Genomic DNA, 19,500 nt, shown 5'->3' with positions numbered 1-19,500 from the left:
AATAAAGTTTGGCACAATTCATGAATAGAGTTTTTTAATATAAATTATAAAACGATAACGAATGAAAAAAATTACTTTATTTTTAGTTTTCATCGGGATGATGACACTACAAAGTTGTGAAGTGACAGAACTATATAATACCGTTGATAACGGTCCTCGAACTGAAGTGTATGAAGTTACAACTTCGTTCAACTCCAATAATAATTATAGCAGCTTGGTTGTATTTGATCCGCCAATTTATTCTTCGGATTCTGTTTTAGTATACCATTTGTATGATACGGTAAATGGAGCAGATATTTGGAAATTAATGCCTCAAACGTATTATCTGAATAATGGTGGTGAATTAGATTTTAATTTTGATTATTCCAGGTTTGATGTTAAAATTTTTCTTGCGGCTAATTTCAATCTGAATACTTTAGATTCCAGTTGGACACAAAATCAAACTTTTAGAATAGTAATTGTACCAGCAAATTTTGCCTCTACAATAAACAAAAATAATATGGATGCAGTTATGTCCTCATTGAAGGTTAGTAAAAGTGAAATTCAAAAAATAAATTTATAATTTCAGAGAAGTCAAAAAAAAAGGAAATCGAAAGATTTCCTTTTTTTATAGACCTTAAAATTAGGAGACAAACTCTTTGCTGTTTTTTCTAAGTGAAACTACAATTCCCACTATAAGAGCCACCGCTATAAAAGCCAGTGACATCCATTCCGGAATTTCATAATTGTATTTTTTTAGTATGTCATGGGTTAACATTTTCACACCAACAAAACTTAAAATAGCGATTAGACTGTATTCCAGATAACTAAATTTAGCTAACATATTAGCCAGAAAGAAATACATGGATCGCAATCCTAGAATGGCAAAAATATTAGAACTGAAAACTAAAAAGGGGTCATTAGTAATGGCTAAAATAGCAGGAACACTATCAATGGCAAAAACCACATCCATGACTTCAATAACCACAAGAGCTACAAATAGAGGGGTTGCGGCAGTAATGTGTCTTCTTTTGACAAAGAAATGCTCCTCATCCATATGATTAGATATGGGCATTATTTTTTTTAGGCTTTTATAGACGAATGATTTTTTAGGTTCAAATTTTTCATTTTCATTTCCAAACAACATTTTCATGGCAGTATAGATCAGGAAAGCACCAAAAATATACGTCATCCAAGAAAATTTATTGATTAGCATAACGCCAAAAAAGATCATTAGGCCTCTAAAGAATATTGCCCCTAATATTCCCCAAAATAAAACACGATGCTGGTATTGTGGCGGAATTTTAAAAGCAGAAAAGATTATGGCTATGACAAAGATGTTGTCAATGCTTAATGATAATTCAATTAAATATCCGGTAATGAACTTTATGGATGCTGTTGTGGGAGTTAATTGATCCGGATTTGCGATATAATTATTGTTGTAGAGCCAATAAATAACGCCGGAAAACAGGAATGATAAAGTAACCCATATTGCAGTCCACTTACCCGCTTCTTTTGAACTTATAATATGTGGCGTTTTGTTGAAAACACCTAAATCAAGAGCCAAGAAAATCATTACGGCTACTAAGAAAGAAATCCAGACAATCATATATCATATATTTAAAAAGTTGCACAAAGATACTTTTAGATTGTTTAACTTCAATAAATATTTAATCGAAAGTTTGCTGTTGTTTGTGATTGTCTATGTTTATTTTATTTTATGAAAATATCAGTAAAAATAAATAGGGGTGTTTAAATTGCTAAGTTGTTATTATAATTAATATTTTTTGTTAATTTGATAAATTTGACGTGGTTACCCATAAAAAACAGAGGTAATATTTTATAAAAGTAATTATTAAATTATATTTGCATCAAAATAATAGGGGGTTTAATTAATTAAAACAAAATTGTATGTCATCATTACGTTTTCAAGCTTTGAAAGAAGCATCAAACAGAGTTCCAGTAAAATTTGAAGAGACTGATAGAAAATCAACTATTTTTGGTTCAAATGTCTTTAATGACAAAGCAATGAAACAGTTTTTAACTTCAGATGCTTTTAAAGGAGTGCGCGATGCAGTTCAACATGGAACTAAAATAGACAGAAAATTAGCGGATTATATCGCAATGGGAATGAAAGAGTGGGCCTTGGCTAAAGGGGTGACTCATTATACACACTGGTTTCAGCCACTTACAGGAACAACCGCTGAAAAACATGATGCTTTCTTTGAAACTTCGTATGATGGCAGTGATCCAGTAGAGAAATTTGGTGGCGCTCAATTAGTACAACAAGAACCGGATGCATCTAGTTTTCCAAATGGTGGAATCAGAAATACATTTGAAGCTAGAGGGTATACAGCTTGGGATCCAACATCACCAGCATTTATTTTTGGAACTACTTTGTGTATTCCAACGGTTTTTATTTCCTATACGGGGGAAGCTTTAGACTATAAAACACCTTTGTTGAGAGCTTTGACCGCTATGGATGACGCTGCTACCGAAGTATGTAAATATTTTGATAAAAATGTAAAAAAGGTAACTGCAACTTTAGGTTGGGAACAAGAATATTTCTTAATTGATAGATCTTTAGCAAATTCGCGTCCTGATCTTATGATGACCGGTAGGACTTTGTTAGGACATACATCGGCTAAGGGGCAACAATTAGATGACCATTATTTTGGGTCTATACCTACTCGTGCCTTAATGTATATGAGAGACTTGGAACAAGAATGCATGTTGTTAGGAATTCCTGTGAAAACACGTCATAATGAAGTAGCACCAAATCAATTTGAATTGGCTCCTATTTTTGAAGAAACAAATCTTGCTGTTGATCATAACTGCTTGTTGATGGATGTGATGCAAAAAGTAGGAGAACGCCATGATTTGAAAGTGTTGTTTCATGAAAAACCTTTCAAAGGAGTGAACGGTTCCGGAAAGCATAATAACTGGTCCTTGGCAACAGATACAGGAGTGAATTTACTGAGCCCTAGTAAAACTCCAATGAGTAATTTACAGTTTCTGACTTTCTTTATCAATACAATAAAAGCAGTAAATGATTACGAGTCTTTATTAAGAGGTGCAATTGCTACTGCAAGTAATGATCATAGACTAGGGGCAAATGAAGCACCACCAGCAATTATATCCGTATTTATTGGGGCGCAGTTGACTAAAGTTCTAGCAGAATTAGAAGGTGTAACTGCAGGGAAACTATCTCCAGAAGAAAAAACAGACTTAAAACTAAATGTAGTAGGGAAAATTCCAGATGTTCTTTTGGACAATACAGATAGAAATAGAACATCACCATTCGCTTTTACAGGAAATAAGTTTGAGTTCAGAGCAGTAGGATCATCAGCTAACTGTTCTAATTCAATGACGACTTTGAATACTATTGTAGCAAAACAATTAAAAGATTTCAAAATTGAAGTAGATGCGCTGATAGAATCTAAAGACATGAAAAAAGATGATGCTATTTTCAATGTTTTGAGAGAGTACATCAAAGTTTCTAAGAAAATCCTTTTTGAAGGAGACGGATATAGTGAAGCATGGGAAATTGAAGCAGGTAAAAGAGGGTTAAGTAACTTTAAAACAACTCCTGAAGCACTAAAAGCAAGAGCTTCTAAGCAAGCTTTAGATTTGTTTTCTGAAATGGGTATCATGAATCATATTGAAGTGGAGGCACGTTATGAAATAGAATTAGAGGAGTATACTAAGAAAATTCAAATTGAAGGTAGAGTTTTAGGTGATCTTTCTCAAAACCATGTTATTCCAACAGCCATTCGCTACCAAAACACTTTGATTGAAAATGTGAAGGGACTAAAAGAGATTTTTGGTGCTGATTTTGAAAAAATTGCAAAAGAACAAATCATTTTAATCAAAGAAATTTCCGGACATATTGAGGGGATCAATTCTAAAGTTCATGAAATGACCGAAGCTAGAAAGAAAGCCAATGCAATTACTGATGCACATGAAATGGCCCTAGCTTATTGTGATAAAGTAAAACCATTTTTTGAAGAAATTAGAAGCCACTGTGATAAACTGGAGCTGTTAGTGGATGATGAGATTTGGACACTAACAAAATACAGAGAATTGTTATTTACGAAGTAATCTACTTATTAACACATCGAGTGTCATTATAAGTCAAATAATATCTGGATTTACCGGTGCATAGGGTAGTATTATTTTTTGACGCATGCATGCTTGATTGGGAGTAATTTATTACGCCATTGAAATTTAATAAAAATGTCTATCTGTTTCAGGTAGACATTTTTTTGATGTTTTGCACCTTGAAAGGCTAAATTGAAGGGTGTAAACAAATATTCTTAGTATGACAATTTTAGCAAGAAACACTTCTGATGACTCGATAGGCAAAACCCAAAAAAATAATTACCTTTGCCGCACAACTACCTGCATAAAAGCAGACTTCACAACTAGACTACATGAGTTCAGATACTTCAAAAAGATATGCGCTTCGCGGTGTTTCGGCATCCAAAGAAGATGTTCATAATGCGATAAAAAATATTGATAAAGGATTATATCCACAAGCTTTCTGTAAAATTGTCCCTGATTATTTAACTCAAGACGAAGAATATTGTCTGATCATGCATGCTGACGGAGCGGGAACTAAATCCTCTTTGGCCTACATGTATTGGAAAGAAACAGGCGATATTTCTGTTTGGAAAGGCATTGCCCAAGATGCTTTAATCATGAATATTGACGATTTATTGTGCGTGGGTGCAACGGATAATATTCTGCTTTCATCAACCATTGGAAGAAATAAAAATTTGATTACCGCTGAAGTAATTTCAGCAATTATTAACGGAACCGAAGAACTGATTAAAGAACTGGAATCTTTTGGGGTGACCATTCATTCAACAGGTGGAGAAACTGCTGATGTAGGCGATATTGTTCGAACTATAATTGTAGATTCAACAGTAACTGCTCGTATGAAACGCAGCAAAGTAATTGATAATGCTAATATTAAAGCCGGTGATGTAATTGTAGGATTGGCTTCTTTTGGCCAGGCTACTTACGAGAAAAACTATAATGGCGGAATGGGAAGCAACGGGTTAACATCGGCGCGTCATGATGTTTTCGGGAAATATTTGGCAACCAAATATCCGGAGAGTTTCGATGCTTTAGTTCCTGAAGAATTAATCTATTCTGGACAAGTAAAATTGACAGACGCCGTTGAAAATTCACCAATCGATGCCGGACAATTAGTGCTTTCGCCAACCAGAACGTATGCACCAATCATTAAGAAAATTTTAGACCAATATTCTTCCAATCAAATTCACGGAATGGTGCATTGCAGTGGAGGAGCCCAAACTAAAATTTTACACTTTGTAGAAAACCTACACATTATAAAAGACAATTTATTTCCAGTTCCGCCATTATTTCAGTTAATTCAAGTACAATCTAAAACGGATTGGAAAGAAATGTACCAAGTTTTCAATTGCGGTCACCGTATGGAAATTTATGTTCCGGAAGCTGTTGCACAAGACATTATTGCGATTTCAAAATCATTTAATGTTGATGCGCAAATCGTAGGTAGAGTAGAAGCTGCTACTTCAAAAAAACTGACTATTACCAGTGAATACGGAACTTTTGAATATTAAAAAGCTTCAATTGAAGTTCATTTTTCAATCTTTCAATTCTTTAATCTTTTAATTTTTTATCTATGTACGAATTGGTTTTTTGGAAATATCTGGAGGGAATTTATCTCAACCATCACGAAGTTTATGAAGCTGTTTCAGAAGAACAAGCTGAAATTGAAGGTCTTGAAGAACTTCCGGTACAAGTCATTTTGAACAGAATTGCTTCTGTATTCTCCAAATGGGAAAAAGTAGACGAGAACAGTTGGAAAAATAACTATGGTGCAGGTGCTTTTCATATCAGGATGACGCCCCAAAGTGTAAAAATTGATTGTTATGGCACTGAAGGAAAAACAATGGATACTTTAGTGAATATAATGGATGAATTCAAATGTTCGCTGTATGATCCCCAAGTTCCGGAGCGATATGATGAAATGAGTGAATAAAATTTTCACATCTATCGCGGCTATGAGAATCAGTGATGTAAGTAAGTCGAAAGTTTAAAAGTCGTAAAGTCAAAAGAATTAACTTTAAGTAAAACAGCTTTAAATCATATTGTTACATAATTTTATCCTGATTTTAAAATACGACATTATACCATGGTTATTACTTATAACCCAAATTAGTTTTAAATCAGCTTATTTACCGCTGGTGTATTCAGAAGAATTGGCGTTCCATAACCAATTTTCTTCAGCTTTTTTAACTGCGTTTCAGCATCACCTACCACTAAATAGATCATTTTATCAGCATTCAAATACTTTTCTGAAAGCTTTTTTATGGAGCCAATAGTAATTTTGTTTGGTATTAATAACCAAATCTTTGACCTATCCCTCCACAGTGGTTTACTTGTAATGGTTGTCTGTTTCTGTAAAAAAAAATCAGAAAATTCTATTTTAGTTAATATGGATCATTACTTAGTTTTTTCCTTCAAGGTTAAATAGAGGAATGGTATAGGATCAGAATTAAATTTGGCTGACAAAATCTAAAAAAACTTTTTTGTGAAGTTCTAAATCCATGGTAGGAGAAAGTGCTACACGTACGATGTAATCTTTGTCACCCTCTTTAGTCGTCCCTTGAGTTGATGTTGCCGGAATTGTCCAGTAACATCCTTTTAACTGCCCATAACTCACACAAAACTTGCTTTCATTAGGTATTTCTCTAATCATTAAATTTATTAACCTAAGATTTAACTCTCTTTTATGAGCTTCTTTTTCTTCCGTTGTGTTCCCTTTACTGGGAAGGTCTAATGAAAACACAGAGGGGGTAAATCCTTGGTCTGCCAATGCTGACGAAACAAAATTAATTTTCGCCGCTGGTAAAGTTTTTTTTATGAAGTTTACAAATTCATGTGTATTATGATATGCATCCTTTATTCTTTGATTCATAGAAGGCAATTGTTTTGCCAAAATCTCCATTTGAAGATTGGTAGCCTCATTATCGCAAAGTTTTAGATGAAATTCTATTTTTTTCATCAACCCTTCCGTTTTTTTATTTCCCACACAATAGCCCGCAGTACATTGCCCGCCACTTGGAAATTTAGATCCGCTTACATATGAAATGGCCCTAATTGGTGATAATATATCCTCTTCACCTAAAAAGTGTACATTTGGACAAAAGGTTTGATCTAAAACAAAAATAGGATCTGTAGCAATTTTACCAGTTGCAGTTTTTCGCTGTTTACTCAAAGTAGCGCTTAATTTGAAAAGATCCGGAACTTCAACTCTGGGATTTGTTGGAATTTCAGCAATTATGATTGGAATAGCATCCTCGTCAGCAATTTTATCTAAAAGAAGCGCAATACTTTCAACCATATCTTTACCACCGTCAACCAGTAAATCCAGTATTTCAACAGAGTCAATGCAAGCAGCAACTCGTCTGGCTTGGTCGTTTGTACCACCGTAACAATTGGGGGGAACAATAATTTTGATCGCCTTTCCTTTATGGTTTTCCTTCGCATCATGAATTAATCCCATGACAACCGCATATTGAATTGATAGTCCACTGGAAGCAATTAGTGCTTTTGTCTTGCTTCCGGTAATGGTCGCAATCGAATCTAAAACCATTGCTTTGTTTGTCTCGATAGTATTCTCTTTTGGTTCTAAAGAAGATTGTGCTGTCAGAATTTTCAACATAGCAAGACAATTGGCTGGCGTCATTGCAATGGTCTCTCTTCTTCTGACATGCTGAATTTCGGGGATATAACTTTCGTTTTGGTCTCCATTTACAACTAAAATACTTCCAAAGTCAGAATGAACATTGATAAAAAAGTCAATGTTTTTGGTAAAATCAAAAGTGCTAATTTCATCTTGCTGCGTAATGAAAATGGTACTCCCGTCAAACTTGGAAATGGCTGTTTCTTTTTCAATCTTCTTTAAATCAAATGTATAGCCATAAATGTGCTGAAGTACTTCAACATCAAAAAATTCTGGTAATTCACCAGTGTAAATAATTTGAGTGTTTTTGCCAGCTAATAAATTTTTCCTTAGTACTGCCAAAATCGGAGTCGTCTTTGAGGAAAAACTAATTACATTTTCTGGTTTTAAATGATGTAAGTGGGCAATCACCCATTCTAATATACAAGATAATGGATGCCCTAATCGAATATAGTCATAAGCAGTGGGTAACTCTTCTAATGCCTTTGATTCAGAATTATTGCTATTAAATAAAATTTCAAACTGTTCTAAGAATTGAGTTTTTGCCAATTTTTCGTCATAAATATCTAGTCTGTGAGTTGTTAGATTCAACCAGCCAGTTGGCTTATTTTCTAACACGTCTTTAATATAACGTAATATTTTATTGTCTTTCATAATTTCCACCTTTAGATAAGATGGTAATATACAGTAATTAGATTTATTTAAAAGTGTTACAAGAGGTTTTATTATTACAGATCTGTTGTCAGTGTTGTGAAAGTGTCAGGAATAAATCCTCTAGGAGTGCTCTTTTTGGTTAGTCAGTAAATAAATATATGGCATAGAAACTTCAATCAGAATTCTTTAACAAAAATTATTTCGTCGGTCTTAAAAAAGATATTATTAAAAAAAAAATAGTTTACCCGTAATTAAAAAATCCCTAAACGAATGCTCGGAGTGCTTACTCGCACCGGAGTGTTTATTATAGTACGATTTGGTCTTCTCTGATAGTTGTGTCTGTTGTCGTATTGGTAATAATAAAACTGGGCATTGCTATAAAAATAATCGCTATGGTGATCGTGATTGCAATGTTGGTGATGTTCTGCGTATGCCTCTTTTTTTCCTTGAATGTAGGCGCGATAAGCTTTTTTGTTGTTTTTCTTTAATTGTTTTTCGTATTTTTTTTGTTCTTTCCAAAAAGCTTTGTCTTCGCTGTTGTTTTGAGCAGTAAACTCCTGCTCATATTTTGCATCCTCTGCAGCGCGTTGTTGGTAATAAGTTACCGTAGCTTGTTTTGTGTTTTTTTTTGGTTCATCGGTACTATTGGCTTCTTGCGCATTTATATTTATGGCAAAACCAATAGTGATCAAAATGAGTAAGGCTTTAAATGTGTTCATAATTTTTATTTTAGTGATTATTGAGTGCTTCTTTATTGATAGCATTCTCAAGTAAGACAACTCTAAAGCAATTTACCCTACCAAGGGTTCATAATGTTTGTGACCCAACATACGTTGTATTTCTAATGCCGAAAAACTCTTTTGTGACAGCATCACGAGTTCAATACAGAGCATCCAATATTGGAAAAGGCAAATTAGTATTCTCCATAACGGTGCCTGAACGAAGACTGACACGACTACCGCATTTTTTGCATTGAAATTTTAAATCTGCCTTACGAAAGTAATGTTCGGTGTGTTGACACTTTTTACATACAATTCCCATTTCAAGTAGTTTAGCTTTGAATCCCTTATTACGTGTGGCTTAATCAGGGTATTTCTCTGAAAATTCAGGTAGGTTCATAGCTTGTATTTAATAGGTTGATGACTCAAAAACAAGCTATTTTTAGCATTGGTACTCATATTAAATTAATGCCTTTCAGCAAAGCTATTACAAATTAGATTCTCTAGAAACCAAATTCAGGGTTACAAGAACTAAATAAGCGACCTGAGCAATCGGTGCTTATTTTGAAAACGAACATTGTAGCTTGTATAATTACTAAGCTGGTTTTGTATAAACAATAAAAAACAGTAGTTTAGCTAATAATTTTTTATTTATAAAATCCGTAATCTGCAAACCTAATAAATATGTCACAAGAAACTACTTCTGGAAGCCTAAAAAAAGGAAAAGTTGTGAATGTCATTCCGTTAAAAACAGCCCAAAGATGGGCAAAACGATGGTCTAAACGAGAAGGAAATTATAACAAACACCATTATTTAAATGCTTTTTTGATCCCTAAAATTGATTTAGTAGAAGTCCTCAAAGAAGGGGTCGATGCAGTGAGAGCATACATAGGAGTTGATGATGATGGAGTAGAAAAATTAATGATTGTGGGAACAAAATATGATCCCCTAACTCAAATTTATGTTGATATGATCCCTCAAGACAATGGTGACGCTGGTGCAACGGAAGATGATATTTATGATTTTACGTCTCCTTGTCCATCTACTTGTGATCCTGAAACTCTAATGCTACAATAGATGTTAAATGTATTTATATATGTAGGTCTCTTGGTTTTATTTTTGAATTTTGTTTTATTTATCCGGTGCTTTTCTCTTCAGGATAAAGTCTTTAAGATTTTTACAGGATATTTAGGGTTGGTTTTAGTTATCCAAATAATTTCGAATGTCTTGGCAAGAGTTAATATTAATAACCTTTATTTGTCTCATTTTTATTTTGTGGGTCAGTTTATAATACTCAGTTTTTTTTACAAAGTTTTATTAAAAGAGACGTATCAAAAAAAGATTGTTACAGTGGGTTTGTATGCTGGTTTAGCAGTCATTGGAATTCAATACGTACTAGATCCGAGTTTGTTTTTTAAATTCAATTTATTCGAAATATTCATTACCTCTTTTTTAATAGTTAGCTACGCAACCCTACATCTTTACAACATATTAAATGAGAAAAAAGAGTATTATTATATCAATATGGGTATTTTACTCTATTTATTTGGAAGCACCATTTTATTTATAGTAGGAAATTTGACAAATATATTGAGACTGGAATACACAAAAACACCTTGGGTATTGAACTCAGGACTCTATATAGTCTACCAATTATTCATTTTACTAGAGTGGAAAAAAAGTTTTTCCAAAAAGTAATTAAATAAATATTTATGAAGGCAGAATTAATAAATGAAAGTGATATAATCGAAATAATTATTTATTCCTGTGTTGCTTTTCTTTTGATGGGATTCGTCTTAATCTTGTTTTTCTATTTTTCGAGAAAAAAAATTATCCAGAAAGAATTAGAAAAAAAAGATCTGGAAATCCAGTATCAAAAAGAGCTATTGAGTGCCGTAATTATTACGCAAGAAGAAGAGCGCAAGCGTATTGCCCAAGATTTACATGACGACATCAGTTCTCAGCTTAATATTGTGTCTTTGAACAGTCATTTGTTAAATACTCCAAATTTGACCAAAGATGAGGTAGGAACAATTACCGAGAATATCATCAATCTGACTGCCAAAGCGCTGGATAGTTCCAGGAAAATCGCACACGGTTTGTTACCTCCGGTTTTAGATAAATTTGGACTAGATGCAGGAGTGGGAGAATTATGCATGGAATGCAATAGTTCTCAAGTTGTCACGGTAAATTATGAAAATACAACCTTCTTTGATATTAAAGATAATATGAAGCATTTACACGTATTTAGAATCTTGCAAGAGTTGATCAATAATTCCATTCGGCACGGTAAGGCAACTGTCATATCTATTCTTTTTGAGGACAATTACGGACTCAAAAAATGCTCTTATTCTGATAATGGAATTGGTTTTGATATGAAAAATAAAGACAAGCAAAAAGGTCTTGGGATGAAAAATATTGATAGTAGAGTCGCTTTTTTAAACAGCACTATTGTCATTAATTCAGCTGTAAATAAAGGGATTACGGTCACTTTTAATTTTTAAATAATGAATGATGTTATTCAAATAATTTTAGTAGATGATGAAATTCTTTTTAGAAAAGGAATCTCTTTTTTGCTGGAACGGGAAACAAATATTGAGATTGTTTTTGAAGCCTCCAATGGGGATGAATTGATTTCCTACCTTCGCAGTACTAAAAATCATCCCGATATTATTATCATGGATCTGAAAATGCCAATTTTAAATGGAGTCGAAGCCACTAAGATCATCCATAAAGAATTCCCTGAAATAAAAATTATAGCGCTAACCAGCTATGATTCTAAATCTTTTGTGGCGAATATGATTGATGTTGGTGCTGTTTCCTATGTGATAAAAAATGCGACACCACAAGAATTGCTTACAACCGTAAATGAAGTGGCTTTAAAAGGATTTTACTATACGGAATATGTCATGAAAATTATTCAAACCAATATTTTGAACACTAGAAAAACGAAAAGTAACTTTGATAGTGGATTTTTGAGTGTACGTGAATTGGAAGTACTCAAACTTATTTGCTATCAAAAAAGCACCTTAGAAATTGCAGAGCAACTTTTTATAAGTCCAAGAACGGTGGAAGGACATCGAAATAACTTGTTGCTTAAAACAGAATCCAGGAATATTGCAGGATTGGTTGTGTATGCGGTTCAAAATGAAATTATGCCGTTTGAAGATTAATCAGAACCCATTTGTACTAAAAGCAATGCTGGATGCACTTTTTTTTGCAAAAAAAGAGAAGATTTTTTTAAAATTTTAAACAACTTAAATTCAGGTTTTAAGATAAGGGATTCCTTTAACAAATGCCAATGGACTAAGAAATAGGGTGCTTTTTTTCGATTCTGTTATACGGCTTGAACTTTAACGAATATCCTTTGAAATCTTTTTTAAAAATAGTTTTCAGCATTTTTTTTATGGATTGTATTCCGCCAAAATCCCGTAAATAGGTAAACAGAAATTGCGATACGATCATTTTTTTTGATTCATGGTCAAATTCAGTTTCAAATTTGATAAAATCAGTGGTGACAGTAGCAAGCTGTGATTCAATTTCATCACAATTAAAATAATCAAACGGATCAGGATTTAAATTTGTAGTTCTTAACGCAAAGTGAATTCGGTAGTCTAGTTTACTGACGGCTAAGGTTTTTATAAAACCAGAATAAAATGGATTGGTTACATATCCTAATCCTATTTTGAATTTATTTTTTCTTAAAATACCATGTTCAATATCATTTAACGAGAATATGGAACGTGCAATCTTTATCCTTTTAAGACGATACATAGTGTCGTCTTGTTTTGTTTCGTTTAGAATAATGAGATAAAAAGCATTATAGATATTAATCCAAAAAGTTTTTTTTAAAGCATCAGTGTCCAGACTCTTTTCGATTTTTGTATGTCTGATATAATAAAGTTGTCTTCTGAGGGAAGTCGTATCTTTTCCTAATTTTGCAGTTGATAGGATTTCTTCTGATAACGCGGCATAATAATTTTTTGAAACAATTGGTTGTGGTGTTTTTTGGTCTCGATTTAGCATTACAGAAGAAAATAATTAAAACATAAAGTGTAAAAAACAACAATAAGTCCTACTAACAAAGAAAATCCAATTTTTTTAAAAATAGTTTTAAAATTAAAATGGTTATTGTTTTCCTTTGAATTTAGTACTAAATTTTTCATTTAATGTAGATTAGGTTATAGTTACAAATTTATAGATACTAATTCGTCTGGCTATAGGTGTTTTTACGTGGTTTTATTTAAATTAGATTGGTGCATTCATTTTAAAGTTAAATTATTCTCATTTGAACGGCTTCCTTTCTATCTTTGAAATATAAAAAGGCAATACAATGATGTACAAGCGATTTATATATATTCTGATTTTTCTACTATCAATTTCCGTAAAAGCTTCTTTTATTTTGTTGCCAATGGATGAAACTACGCAACAAAATCACTTGAAGGCGTATGGAATTACGTTTTGGTGTTTGGAAAAAAATCACAAAGTCAGCTGGCTACTCAACTACCGTGGCGGTTCTTTTTTAGTGCCTGATGCGCAGGAAATACGCAAAGAGTGCCAGATTAGAGGAGTGAGTTTTGAAATAATCTCTGATGAGGAAGAAGTGATACTCTTAAATGAAATCTCCAGTCCGTCCCAGAATATGGAATCCGTTATTTTAGAGAAAGCACCAAAGATTGCAGTGTATACACCAAAAGGGAAACAACCGTGGGATGATGCAGTGACGCTGGTCTTGACCTATGCTGAAATTCCTTTTACAGCTATATATGATCAGGAAGTGTTGGGAGACCAATTGTTGCTTTATGACTGGTTGCACTTGCATCACGAAGATTTTACCGGGCAATACGGTAAGTTTTACGGAGCGTATAAAAATGTACCTTGGTATATTGAACAAAAGAAAGAAGCTGAAATACTGGCGACAAAATTAGGGTTTTCAAAAGTATCTGACGAAAAGGGAGCTGTGGCTAAAAAGATTAGGGACTTTGTAATAGGAGGTGGGTTTATGTTTGCAATGTGCTCCGCAACAGATAGTTTTGATATTGCCCTTGCAGCGGATGGAGTAGATATTTGCGAAGCTATGTTTGATGGGGATGTGAGTGAAGGCAATTACCAATCGAAGATGAATTATAGTAATTCTTTTGCTTTCAAAGATTTTATCTTAGAGCGAAGACCTGAACAATATGAGTTCTCTGATATTGATATGACCTCTAAACGAAGAATTCCTATGGAAAAAGATTATTTTACCTTAATGGAATTTTCGGCAAAATGGGATCCTATTCCCACTATGTTGTGTCAAAATCACACACAACTTGTCAAAGGATTTATGGGACAAACAACATCATTTGATGCGGTACTTGTAAAATCGAATGTTTTAGTCATGGGGACAGGTGAACTTAATGGCGAAGCCCGTTATATTTATGGGCAGAAGGGGAAAGGGATGTTCACTTTTTATGGGGGTCATGATCCGGAGGATTTTCAGCATCAGGTAGGCGATCCCCCTACAGTTTTGGACTTGCATGCAAATTCACCCGGATACCGTTTGATTTTGAACAATGTGTTGTTCCCTGCAGCTAAAAAGAAAAAATTAAAGACATAGAATAAAAAAACCAATCAGTACCAATTGGTTTTTTTAGCCCTGATGGTATTGGTATACCACGCTTTTTAGCGTGGATAAAACGAACAGCAGGAATAGCTCCAAATAATTTAAAATCAAAAAAAAAGCCACCTGTTACGGTAGCTTTTGTGATGTAAAAGATAAATGATTAAACGCTTCCATCTTCATTTTCCTTGTCTAAATATTCCTGAACAATATCAATTGCATTAGTCACAACATCACTTAATGCGGTGTGGATATCAATTCAAAGAAAATTCAAACCAAATAGGAACGTGATCGGATATTTTTCGAGCTTCTTTTAGTGTGCTAAAATTTTTATAAAAAGGAATAATACCGGAATTTAGAAGTGTAGTTTTAGAAGTTTTGTAATACATATTATCAAATTCAGAAGCGAGACAAATCTCTTTTTTGCATTCTTGTTTCAATGAGGTTTTTTGGTTTACTAAAATAGATTGAAATCCCATTTTTTTCAACGAATTGAAAACCGAATGTGATTGCGGACAGTTGAAGTCTCCTGCAAAAATTAAATTCAAGGTGGGATATTCATCAGGTAAAAATTTGAAATATTTAATCTCGGTTTCGGGTTGCATTTTTTTAGTAATAGCATGAAAATTCACCAGCGTGAATTGTTTGTTTTCATATTGAAAAGTGCAATAATAAGGCTCTCTCTCAATCTCTAGATGGTATTTTTTTTCGAGCCAAGCTTTTCCTATTTTCTTTACTTTGCTCGTTTTCCAAATGAAGGCATATCTTTCGGTTTTATAGGCACTGCTGCTGGTGGGGTCACTGATCACATACTCCCATTTAGCTCCTTTTCGGTTGAGTTGATCTGTTAATCGTGCTACTGCCTGTGGGCCTCCATATCCGGCAACCACTTCCTGAATGGCAATTATGTCATAATCTTTCAGCGTTTTTGCAATATAAGTAATGGTTTCTTCGGATTTCGATTTTCCAAAATTGGCTATGTTCCAGGAAAGGATTTTGGTTTGAGCGAAAGCAAAAGTGGCTAGGAAGAGGAACAGTAAGGAAAATAGGGGTTTCATTTAATTAGGAGAATATTAGTATCACTTTTTACGGATAGAATTAGAGTAGCTCAAACGTATGATAATTAAATGGAATTTGAGGAATTTTTCGAGTCTTATGGATTGTTTAATATTGTTTTCTGATGTATTTTATTTTGGTTATATCGACAAAGGAGAAATTTCATTACTTAGACTTGTTATAGGATTCTCCTTTTTTGAAATAATAATAATTGTATGTACTAGAGGCAGTATGGTACAAATAACGGGTAGTCTTGAAAGATAATTACAATTTTAATATTTGATTTTTTTTGAGATTCATATAATTTTTTTTAAAGTTTGGTATAAACAATCAAATGACCATAGTTAGGAACTAAAGGTAATTCTTGTTGTTATTTATTTTATAGTTGTAGATCCCTTTTTGGACTTCATTGATACTGTTGATAGTCTCCAGTTTTAATTTTGCCAATATTTTTTCTTCTATAATTTCACCATTTTTCAAACGGATTTTTATGCTATAGCTTTTGTGTTCATTCATTTTTAAAAAAATAAATACAATCAAAAAAAAAGGAATCAGTAAGATTAGGTCTATTTGCAGGTACAAATAGGAAAGAAAACCCAAGGATAATGATACCAAAATAATTACAAGAGTATAACTTGGCCTCATTTTATTTACTTTTACGTACGTTTTGTCTAACTCAGAAAAATAATATTTTTTTTATTTTTTGTGTTTTATAAGTCAAAACTATTCCGTTTTCTGTTACCGTTATTTTTCTGAAATTGTTATTGTAAATCATTTGTTTAATTATAATTTATATTCTTGTCAACTTTTAGAATTTATGGTGCAACACGTACTTTAATGACTTAGGTCAAAAGGTCATAATACAGGATTTATTTCGTATTGTAAATACTTTTACAAAGTAAATCACTTCCCTTCATAAGCCCCAACAGTTTCCAATAATTCCTTTTCAAATTGATAAATGTCATCAATTGACTGAATGTGATGTTTTATTTCGATTTTGTTTTCATTGAAAAGGCCAAGATATTTTTTAGTTCCGTTGAGATGCAACCTGCATAAAGGTTTGCGGTTGTTGTCATCAAGTAAAATCCCAAAGTAGGATTGAGTATCCCGAGGAACGATTCTGTTTACAGGAATTTTACGCCTTAGAATAGCCACGACAATTCGGTAGGCTTCCAGTTCTTCATCACTCGTAATCACTTTGCTCGCTTCTTCAACGGGTTCCATTTTTTCTTCTTGTTGTTTTATTGTTTCTTTATTTAGTGCGGCATTCAAGCGGTCATTAATTTTTTCGTTGATAAATTGATTAAATGCTTTTTGAACTAACATTTTGAATTCTTCCATCACTTTTTCCGTAAGTCTTCCAGCATATACTTTATTAGCAAAGAGTTTTATAAAATCATTCGAGGGATTTTCCAGTTCGTCATTAATCTCTTTTTTGATTTCTTTGGTATATTTTAAAGCACTCGCATTGTTTAGAATGTGATCTACATTAAAACTTGATTTATGGAATTTAGCAATTTCAATGATCGAATTTTCTTTGAGATTGATGATGTCAAACTCCAGAAAAGGCTTCTGGTCCATTTTGTTTTTCTCGTCTAAATCGGTATAAAATTGATATTGAATGCCATTAGTTAAGAGTGCAAAACGAGTTTTTGTGACATGAAAATAGCGAAATAGTTGTGAGCTGTGCACTGAAAGGTTTTCTTTCCAGCTTTTGCATTCAACAATTAGGATGGGTTCACCGCTCTGGAAAATAGCATAGTCTACCTTTTCTCCTTTTTTTAATCCAATATCGGCAGTGAATTCAGGGACTACCTCCAGCGGATTGAAGGCATCATAGCCAAGCATGTTGATAAATGGGAGTACAAATGCGTGTTTGGTTGATTCTTCGGTTTCGATTTTGTCTTTTAACTGAATGATTTTATCCGCTAGGGATTTTAGTTGAATGGTTAATTCCATAGTATTTTGTTGCTAATTGGTTTCAAAATTACTTCCGTAAAAGATAACTTCTTTACGGTTTTCCTCATTTGGATTGTTTTTTCCGAATTTTATACGCTATATCAATAATCCGCCGATACTCGGTACAACTATTTGTATTGAAAACAACAGGATGTATTTCATAATTATAATTTTTTCCATTGATTCTTTTTTTTACGTTCCGATGTGTAAATAACTTTACCTTTTCGTTGTCTTGAAGAGGTTTTTAGCTTTTCTTGAGGTATAGCAATCCCAATTGGACTTTGTATTGGATTTGCAAGAGGTATTTGATTTTTTCTTTTTAACGAATCAGTTTGCGTATTTGTTTTTTTGTCTATAGCTGTATCCGTTTGTTTTGGTACTACTAACACATCGTCATCATATTTTCGATGTATTTGGTTGTGAAGTATTTGTCGGTGTTGAGGTTGTTTTTTTGGTTCTGATTTGCAAGATGTTAGGATGCAAAATGACAGTATAAAAAAGATGGGTTTTTTTATTTGGTTTTTGAACTCCCGATAGTTGTCCTTTGTCAAGATCCTTCCTTCGGAATATCGAGCGAATACTAAATTGGTTATTGTAAACTGGAGCATTTGTTTCATTTGATTTTTTATAAACCAAATCTAGCAACTTTTGAAATCTATTTTTTACGGGAAACCGTAAAGACATCATTTTTATTAAAATCAGGCTATGATTTGCCAATACAATGGTCAAAAAAAGAAGTGAATTTAAGCTAATATCGCATACTTAAGTAGCAAGAAAGATATATTGTCGCAATTATTAAAAAGAGTTTTTGCCACAGATTGTAAGGATTAAAAAGATTTTTAAAATTACATAACGAATTAATCTGTGCTAATCTGTGAAATCTGTGGCAAAGAAATTCAGTGCTTTATTAAAATACGACATTAAATTTTAGTCATCACTTATCTTTGGTACAACCGTAAAAAACATATCAATTCTACCGCTATGTTTTATGATTTAATCACCGTGTCAAAAATCTTTGGAGCGCTGTAAATGATCTTAGCAATTGATTGTTTTTGATGCTTTTAAATTGCAGTAATAACGTTATTGGAATATTTTTTTTAGTTTTTAATAGTCTGAAATGCGAATTAGACTAATCCTAAATCTTTAGTGATGGCTATAAGATGTACGTTATTGTTTGCTTTGAAATATATTTTAAGCCTATTGATGCGTTTTTCAAGACTACTGGTGCCACTAGGAATAATTCCGGAATTTTTAAATTCCGAAGCAATATCCTCCAGGGTTAATCCATTGGATAAAGATTTTAAAAGTAAAATATCATAGGCTTCAATTTCAAAAAGGGATTTGTTTCTTAAAGCATGGCGTACTTCCTCAGATGGATGAAGGTTCTTATTATTATAAATATTTTGTATCGTTTTCTTGAGTTCCGGAATACTGTCTCTTCCTTTTGATACATAGGCATTTATTCCTAAATTAGTATACAGTGATTTTATTCTAAAGGATTTGTCTTCTATCGAAAACACAATGGTTTTAAGTTCAGGCTGTTCTTTTTTTACGGCTTCAATGAGTTCCTCACCAGAGGATAATCGATCCTGACGGTGATCGGGTTTAAATGATAAATCACTAATCAACAAGTCATAGGGAACTTTGTCATGAAGGGCTCTTTTTATTTTTAGGAAAGCTTCATCACAGTATTTGGCATGGTGAATTTCTAAAATAGAAAGCTCTCTTAGTGCTTGAATTATTGCGATGCTTATAGTGTCTAAATCTTCGGCAACTAAAACTTTATGGAACAT

Annotated in this window: 17 protein-coding genes and 1 pseudogene; 8 read left to right on the top strand and 10 right to left on the bottom strand. The window is 33.0% G+C overall.

Annotated features, from left to right (window positions below):
• Positions 1 to 61: 61 nt before the first annotated feature.
• Positions 62 to 562 (top strand): hypothetical protein, encoded by a 501-nt coding sequence (locus EKM01_RS08075; RefSeq protein ID WP_126555617.1) that lies wholly within the window; start codon positions 62 to 64, stop codon positions 560 to 562.
• Positions 563 to 622: 60 nt separating this feature from the next.
• On the opposite strand, the gene EKM01_RS08070 is transcribed toward EKM01_RS08075, so the two are convergent.
• Positions 623 to 1,588, bottom strand: coding sequence for a TerC family protein (locus tag EKM01_RS08070; protein ID WP_126460973.1), 966 nt, complete (start codon positions 1,586 to 1,588; stop codon positions 623 to 625).
• Between the two features lie 302 nt (positions 1,589 to 1,890).
• Here EKM01_RS08070 and EKM01_RS08065 point away from each other — a divergent pair, with 302 nt between their 5' ends.
• The 3 genes from EKM01_RS08065 (at position 1,891) to EKM01_RS08055 (ending at position 6,013) form a co-directional block, all read left to right on the top strand.
• Positions 1,891 to 4,080: a glutamine synthetase III gene (locus tag EKM01_RS08065; RefSeq protein WP_126460970.1), complete on the top strand. Its 2,190-nt coding sequence runs from the start codon at positions 1,891 to 1,893 to the stop codon at positions 4,078 to 4,080.
• A 332-nt stretch (positions 4,081 to 4,412) separates the two neighbouring features.
• Entirely contained in the window at positions 4,413 to 5,591 is a 1,179-nt protein-coding gene (locus EKM01_RS08060) for an AIR synthase related protein (RefSeq protein WP_126767742.1), read from the top strand.
• A 62-nt stretch (positions 5,592 to 5,653) separates the two neighbouring features.
• A complete protein-coding gene (locus EKM01_RS08055; RefSeq protein ID WP_126460964.1) occupies positions 5,654 to 6,013 on the top strand; it encodes a hypothetical protein in 360 nt (119 codons plus the stop codon).
• Positions 6,014 to 6,529: 516 nt separating this feature from the next.
• Here the strand turns inward: EKM01_RS08055 and EKM01_RS08050 are convergent.
• The 3 genes and pseudogenes from EKM01_RS08050 to EKM01_RS08040 form a co-directional block, all read right to left on the bottom strand.
• Positions 6,530 to 8,374 (bottom strand): PLP-dependent transferase, encoded by a 1,845-nt coding sequence (locus tag EKM01_RS08050; RefSeq protein WP_126767739.1) that lies wholly within the window; start codon positions 8,372 to 8,374, stop codon positions 6,530 to 6,532.
• Between the two features lie 251 nt (positions 8,375 to 8,625).
• The gene (locus EKM01_RS08045) at positions 8,626 to 9,093 is read right to left on the bottom strand and encodes a hypothetical protein (RefSeq protein WP_126460955.1); all 468 of its coding nucleotides are present in this window, start codon (positions 9,091 to 9,093) and stop codon (positions 8,626 to 8,628) included.
• 81 nt (positions 9,094 to 9,174) lie between these two features.
• A pseudogene (locus tag EKM01_RS08040) lies at positions 9,175 to 9,502 on the bottom strand (IS1595 family transposase); the annotation flags it as partial.
• Between the two features lie 275 nt (positions 9,503 to 9,777).
• On the opposite strand from EKM01_RS08040, the gene EKM01_RS08035 reads away from it, so the two are divergent.
• The 3 genes from EKM01_RS08035 (at position 9,778) to EKM01_RS08020 (ending at position 12,266) form a co-directional block, all read left to right on the top strand.
• On the top strand, positions 9,778 to 10,170 hold the full coding sequence (locus tag EKM01_RS08035; protein WP_126767737.1) for a hypothetical protein: 393 nt from the start codon (positions 9,778 to 9,780) through the stop codon (positions 10,168 to 10,170).
• A gap of 635 nt (positions 10,171 to 10,805) precedes the next feature.
• Entirely contained in the window at positions 10,806 to 11,597 is a 792-nt protein-coding gene (locus EKM01_RS08025; protein WP_126568284.1) for a sensor histidine kinase, read from the top strand.
• A 3-nt stretch (positions 11,598 to 11,600) separates the two neighbouring features.
• On the top strand, positions 11,601 to 12,266 hold the full coding sequence (locus tag EKM01_RS08020; RefSeq protein ID WP_126460942.1) for a response regulator transcription factor: 666 nt from the start codon (positions 11,601 to 11,603) through the stop codon (positions 12,264 to 12,266).
• A gap of 133 nt (positions 12,267 to 12,399) precedes the next feature.
• Here the strand turns inward: EKM01_RS08020 and EKM01_RS08015 are convergent, their stop codons facing one another.
• A complete protein-coding gene (locus tag EKM01_RS08015; RefSeq protein WP_126460939.1) occupies positions 12,400 to 13,119 on the bottom strand; it encodes a DUF547 domain-containing protein in 720 nt (239 codons plus the stop codon).
• A gap of 310 nt (positions 13,120 to 13,429) precedes the next feature.
• On the opposite strand from EKM01_RS08015, the gene EKM01_RS08010 reads away from it, so the two are divergent.
• Complete coding sequence (locus tag EKM01_RS08010) at positions 13,430 to 14,689, top strand: asparagine synthetase B (protein WP_126768025.1); 1,260 nt, start codon at positions 13,430 to 13,432, stop codon at positions 14,687 to 14,689.
• A 257-nt stretch (positions 14,690 to 14,946) separates the two neighbouring features.
• Here EKM01_RS08010 and EKM01_RS08005 read toward each other — a convergent pair whose 3' ends face one another.
• From EKM01_RS08005 to EKM01_RS07990, 5 genes are all read right to left on the bottom strand, one after another.
• The gene (locus tag EKM01_RS08005) at positions 14,947 to 15,750 is read right to left on the bottom strand and encodes an endonuclease/exonuclease/phosphatase family protein (RefSeq protein ID WP_126767731.1); all 804 of its coding nucleotides are present in this window, start codon (positions 15,748 to 15,750) and stop codon (positions 14,947 to 14,949) included.
• A gap of 349 nt (positions 15,751 to 16,099) precedes the next feature.
• Complete coding sequence (locus EKM01_RS14575; protein WP_158616093.1) at positions 16,100 to 16,264, bottom strand: hypothetical protein; 165 nt, start codon at positions 16,262 to 16,264, stop codon at positions 16,100 to 16,102.
• A gap of 387 nt (positions 16,265 to 16,651) precedes the next feature.
• Positions 16,652 to 17,707, bottom strand: a complete 1,056-nt coding sequence (locus EKM01_RS08000; protein ID WP_126564390.1) for a type I restriction endonuclease — start codon at positions 17,705 to 17,707, stop codon at positions 16,652 to 16,654.
• 164 nt (positions 17,708 to 17,871) lie between these two features.
• A complete protein-coding gene (locus EKM01_RS07995) occupies positions 17,872 to 18,324 on the bottom strand; it encodes a hypothetical protein (protein ID WP_126767728.1) in 453 nt (150 codons plus the stop codon).
• A 507-nt stretch (positions 18,325 to 18,831) separates the two neighbouring features.
• On the bottom strand, positions 18,832 to 19,500 hold the full coding sequence (locus EKM01_RS07990) for a response regulator transcription factor (protein ID WP_126460926.1): 669 nt from the start codon (positions 19,498 to 19,500) through the stop codon (positions 18,832 to 18,834).

The sequence above is a fragment of the Flavobacterium sp. RSP46 genome, from assembly GCF_003984825.1.
GTDB lineage: Bacteria > Bacteroidota > Bacteroidia > Flavobacteriales > Flavobacteriaceae > Flavobacterium.
The sequence above is the reverse complement of the archived record's forward strand: the minus strand, read 5'-3'. Positions and strand labels throughout refer to the sequence as shown.

What these genes read in the sequence shown, in the direction of transcription:
- EKM01_RS08070 (WP_126460973.1), bottom strand. Translation starts at nt 1,588, where the DNA reads ATGATTGTCTGGATTTCTTTCTTAGTAGCCGTAATGATTTTCTTGGCT.
- EKM01_RS08025 (WP_126568284.1), top strand. Translation starts at nt 10,806, where the DNA reads ATGAAGGCAGAATTAATAAATGAAAGTGATATAATCGAAATAATTATT.
- EKM01_RS08060 (WP_126767742.1), top strand. Translation starts at nt 4,413, where the DNA reads ATGAGTTCAGATACTTCAAAAAGATATGCGCTTCGCGGTGTTTCGGCA.
- EKM01_RS08045 (WP_126460955.1), bottom strand. Translation starts at nt 9,093, where the DNA reads ATGAACACATTTAAAGCCTTACTCATTTTGATCACTATTGGTTTTGCC.
- EKM01_RS08020 (WP_126460942.1), top strand. Translation starts at nt 11,601, where the DNA reads ATGAATGATGTTATTCAAATAATTTTAGTAGATGATGAAATTCTTTTT.
- EKM01_RS08035 (WP_126767737.1), top strand. Translation starts at nt 9,778, where the DNA reads ATGTCACAAGAAACTACTTCTGGAAGCCTAAAAAAAGGAAAAGTTGTG.
- EKM01_RS08010 (WP_126768025.1), top strand. Translation starts at nt 13,430, where the DNA reads ATGTACAAGCGATTTATATATATTCTGATTTTTCTACTATCAATTTCC.
- EKM01_RS14575 (WP_158616093.1), bottom strand. Translation starts at nt 16,264, where the DNA reads ATGAATGAACACAAAAGCTATAGCATAAAAATCCGTTTGAAAAATGGT.
- EKM01_RS08075 (WP_126555617.1), top strand. Translation starts at nt 62, where the DNA reads ATGAAAAAAATTACTTTATTTTTAGTTTTCATCGGGATGATGACACTA.
- EKM01_RS08015 (WP_126460939.1), bottom strand. Translation starts at nt 13,119, where the DNA reads ATGCTAAATCGAGACCAAAAAACACCACAACCAATTGTTTCAAAAAAT.
- EKM01_RS08065 (WP_126460970.1), top strand. Translation starts at nt 1,891, where the DNA reads ATGTCATCATTACGTTTTCAAGCTTTGAAAGAAGCATCAAACAGAGTT.
- EKM01_RS08005 (WP_126767731.1), bottom strand. Translation starts at nt 15,750, where the DNA reads ATGAAACCCCTATTTTCCTTACTGTTCCTCTTCCTAGCCACTTTTGCT.
- EKM01_RS07995 (WP_126767728.1), bottom strand. Translation starts at nt 18,324, where the DNA reads ATGAAACAAATGCTCCAGTTTACAATAACCAATTTAGTATTCGCTCGA.
- EKM01_RS08055 (WP_126460964.1), top strand. Translation starts at nt 5,654, where the DNA reads ATGTACGAATTGGTTTTTTGGAAATATCTGGAGGGAATTTATCTCAAC.
- EKM01_RS07990 (WP_126460926.1), bottom strand. Translation starts at nt 19,500, where the DNA reads ATGTTCCATAAAGTTTTAGTTGCCGAAGATTTAGACACTATAAGCATC.
- EKM01_RS08050 (WP_126767739.1), bottom strand. Translation starts at nt 8,374, where the DNA reads ATGAAAGACAATAAAATATTACGTTATATTAAAGACGTGTTAGAAAAT.
- EKM01_RS08000 (WP_126564390.1), bottom strand. Translation starts at nt 17,707, where the DNA reads ATGGAATTAACCATTCAACTAAAATCCCTAGCGGATAAAATCATTCAG.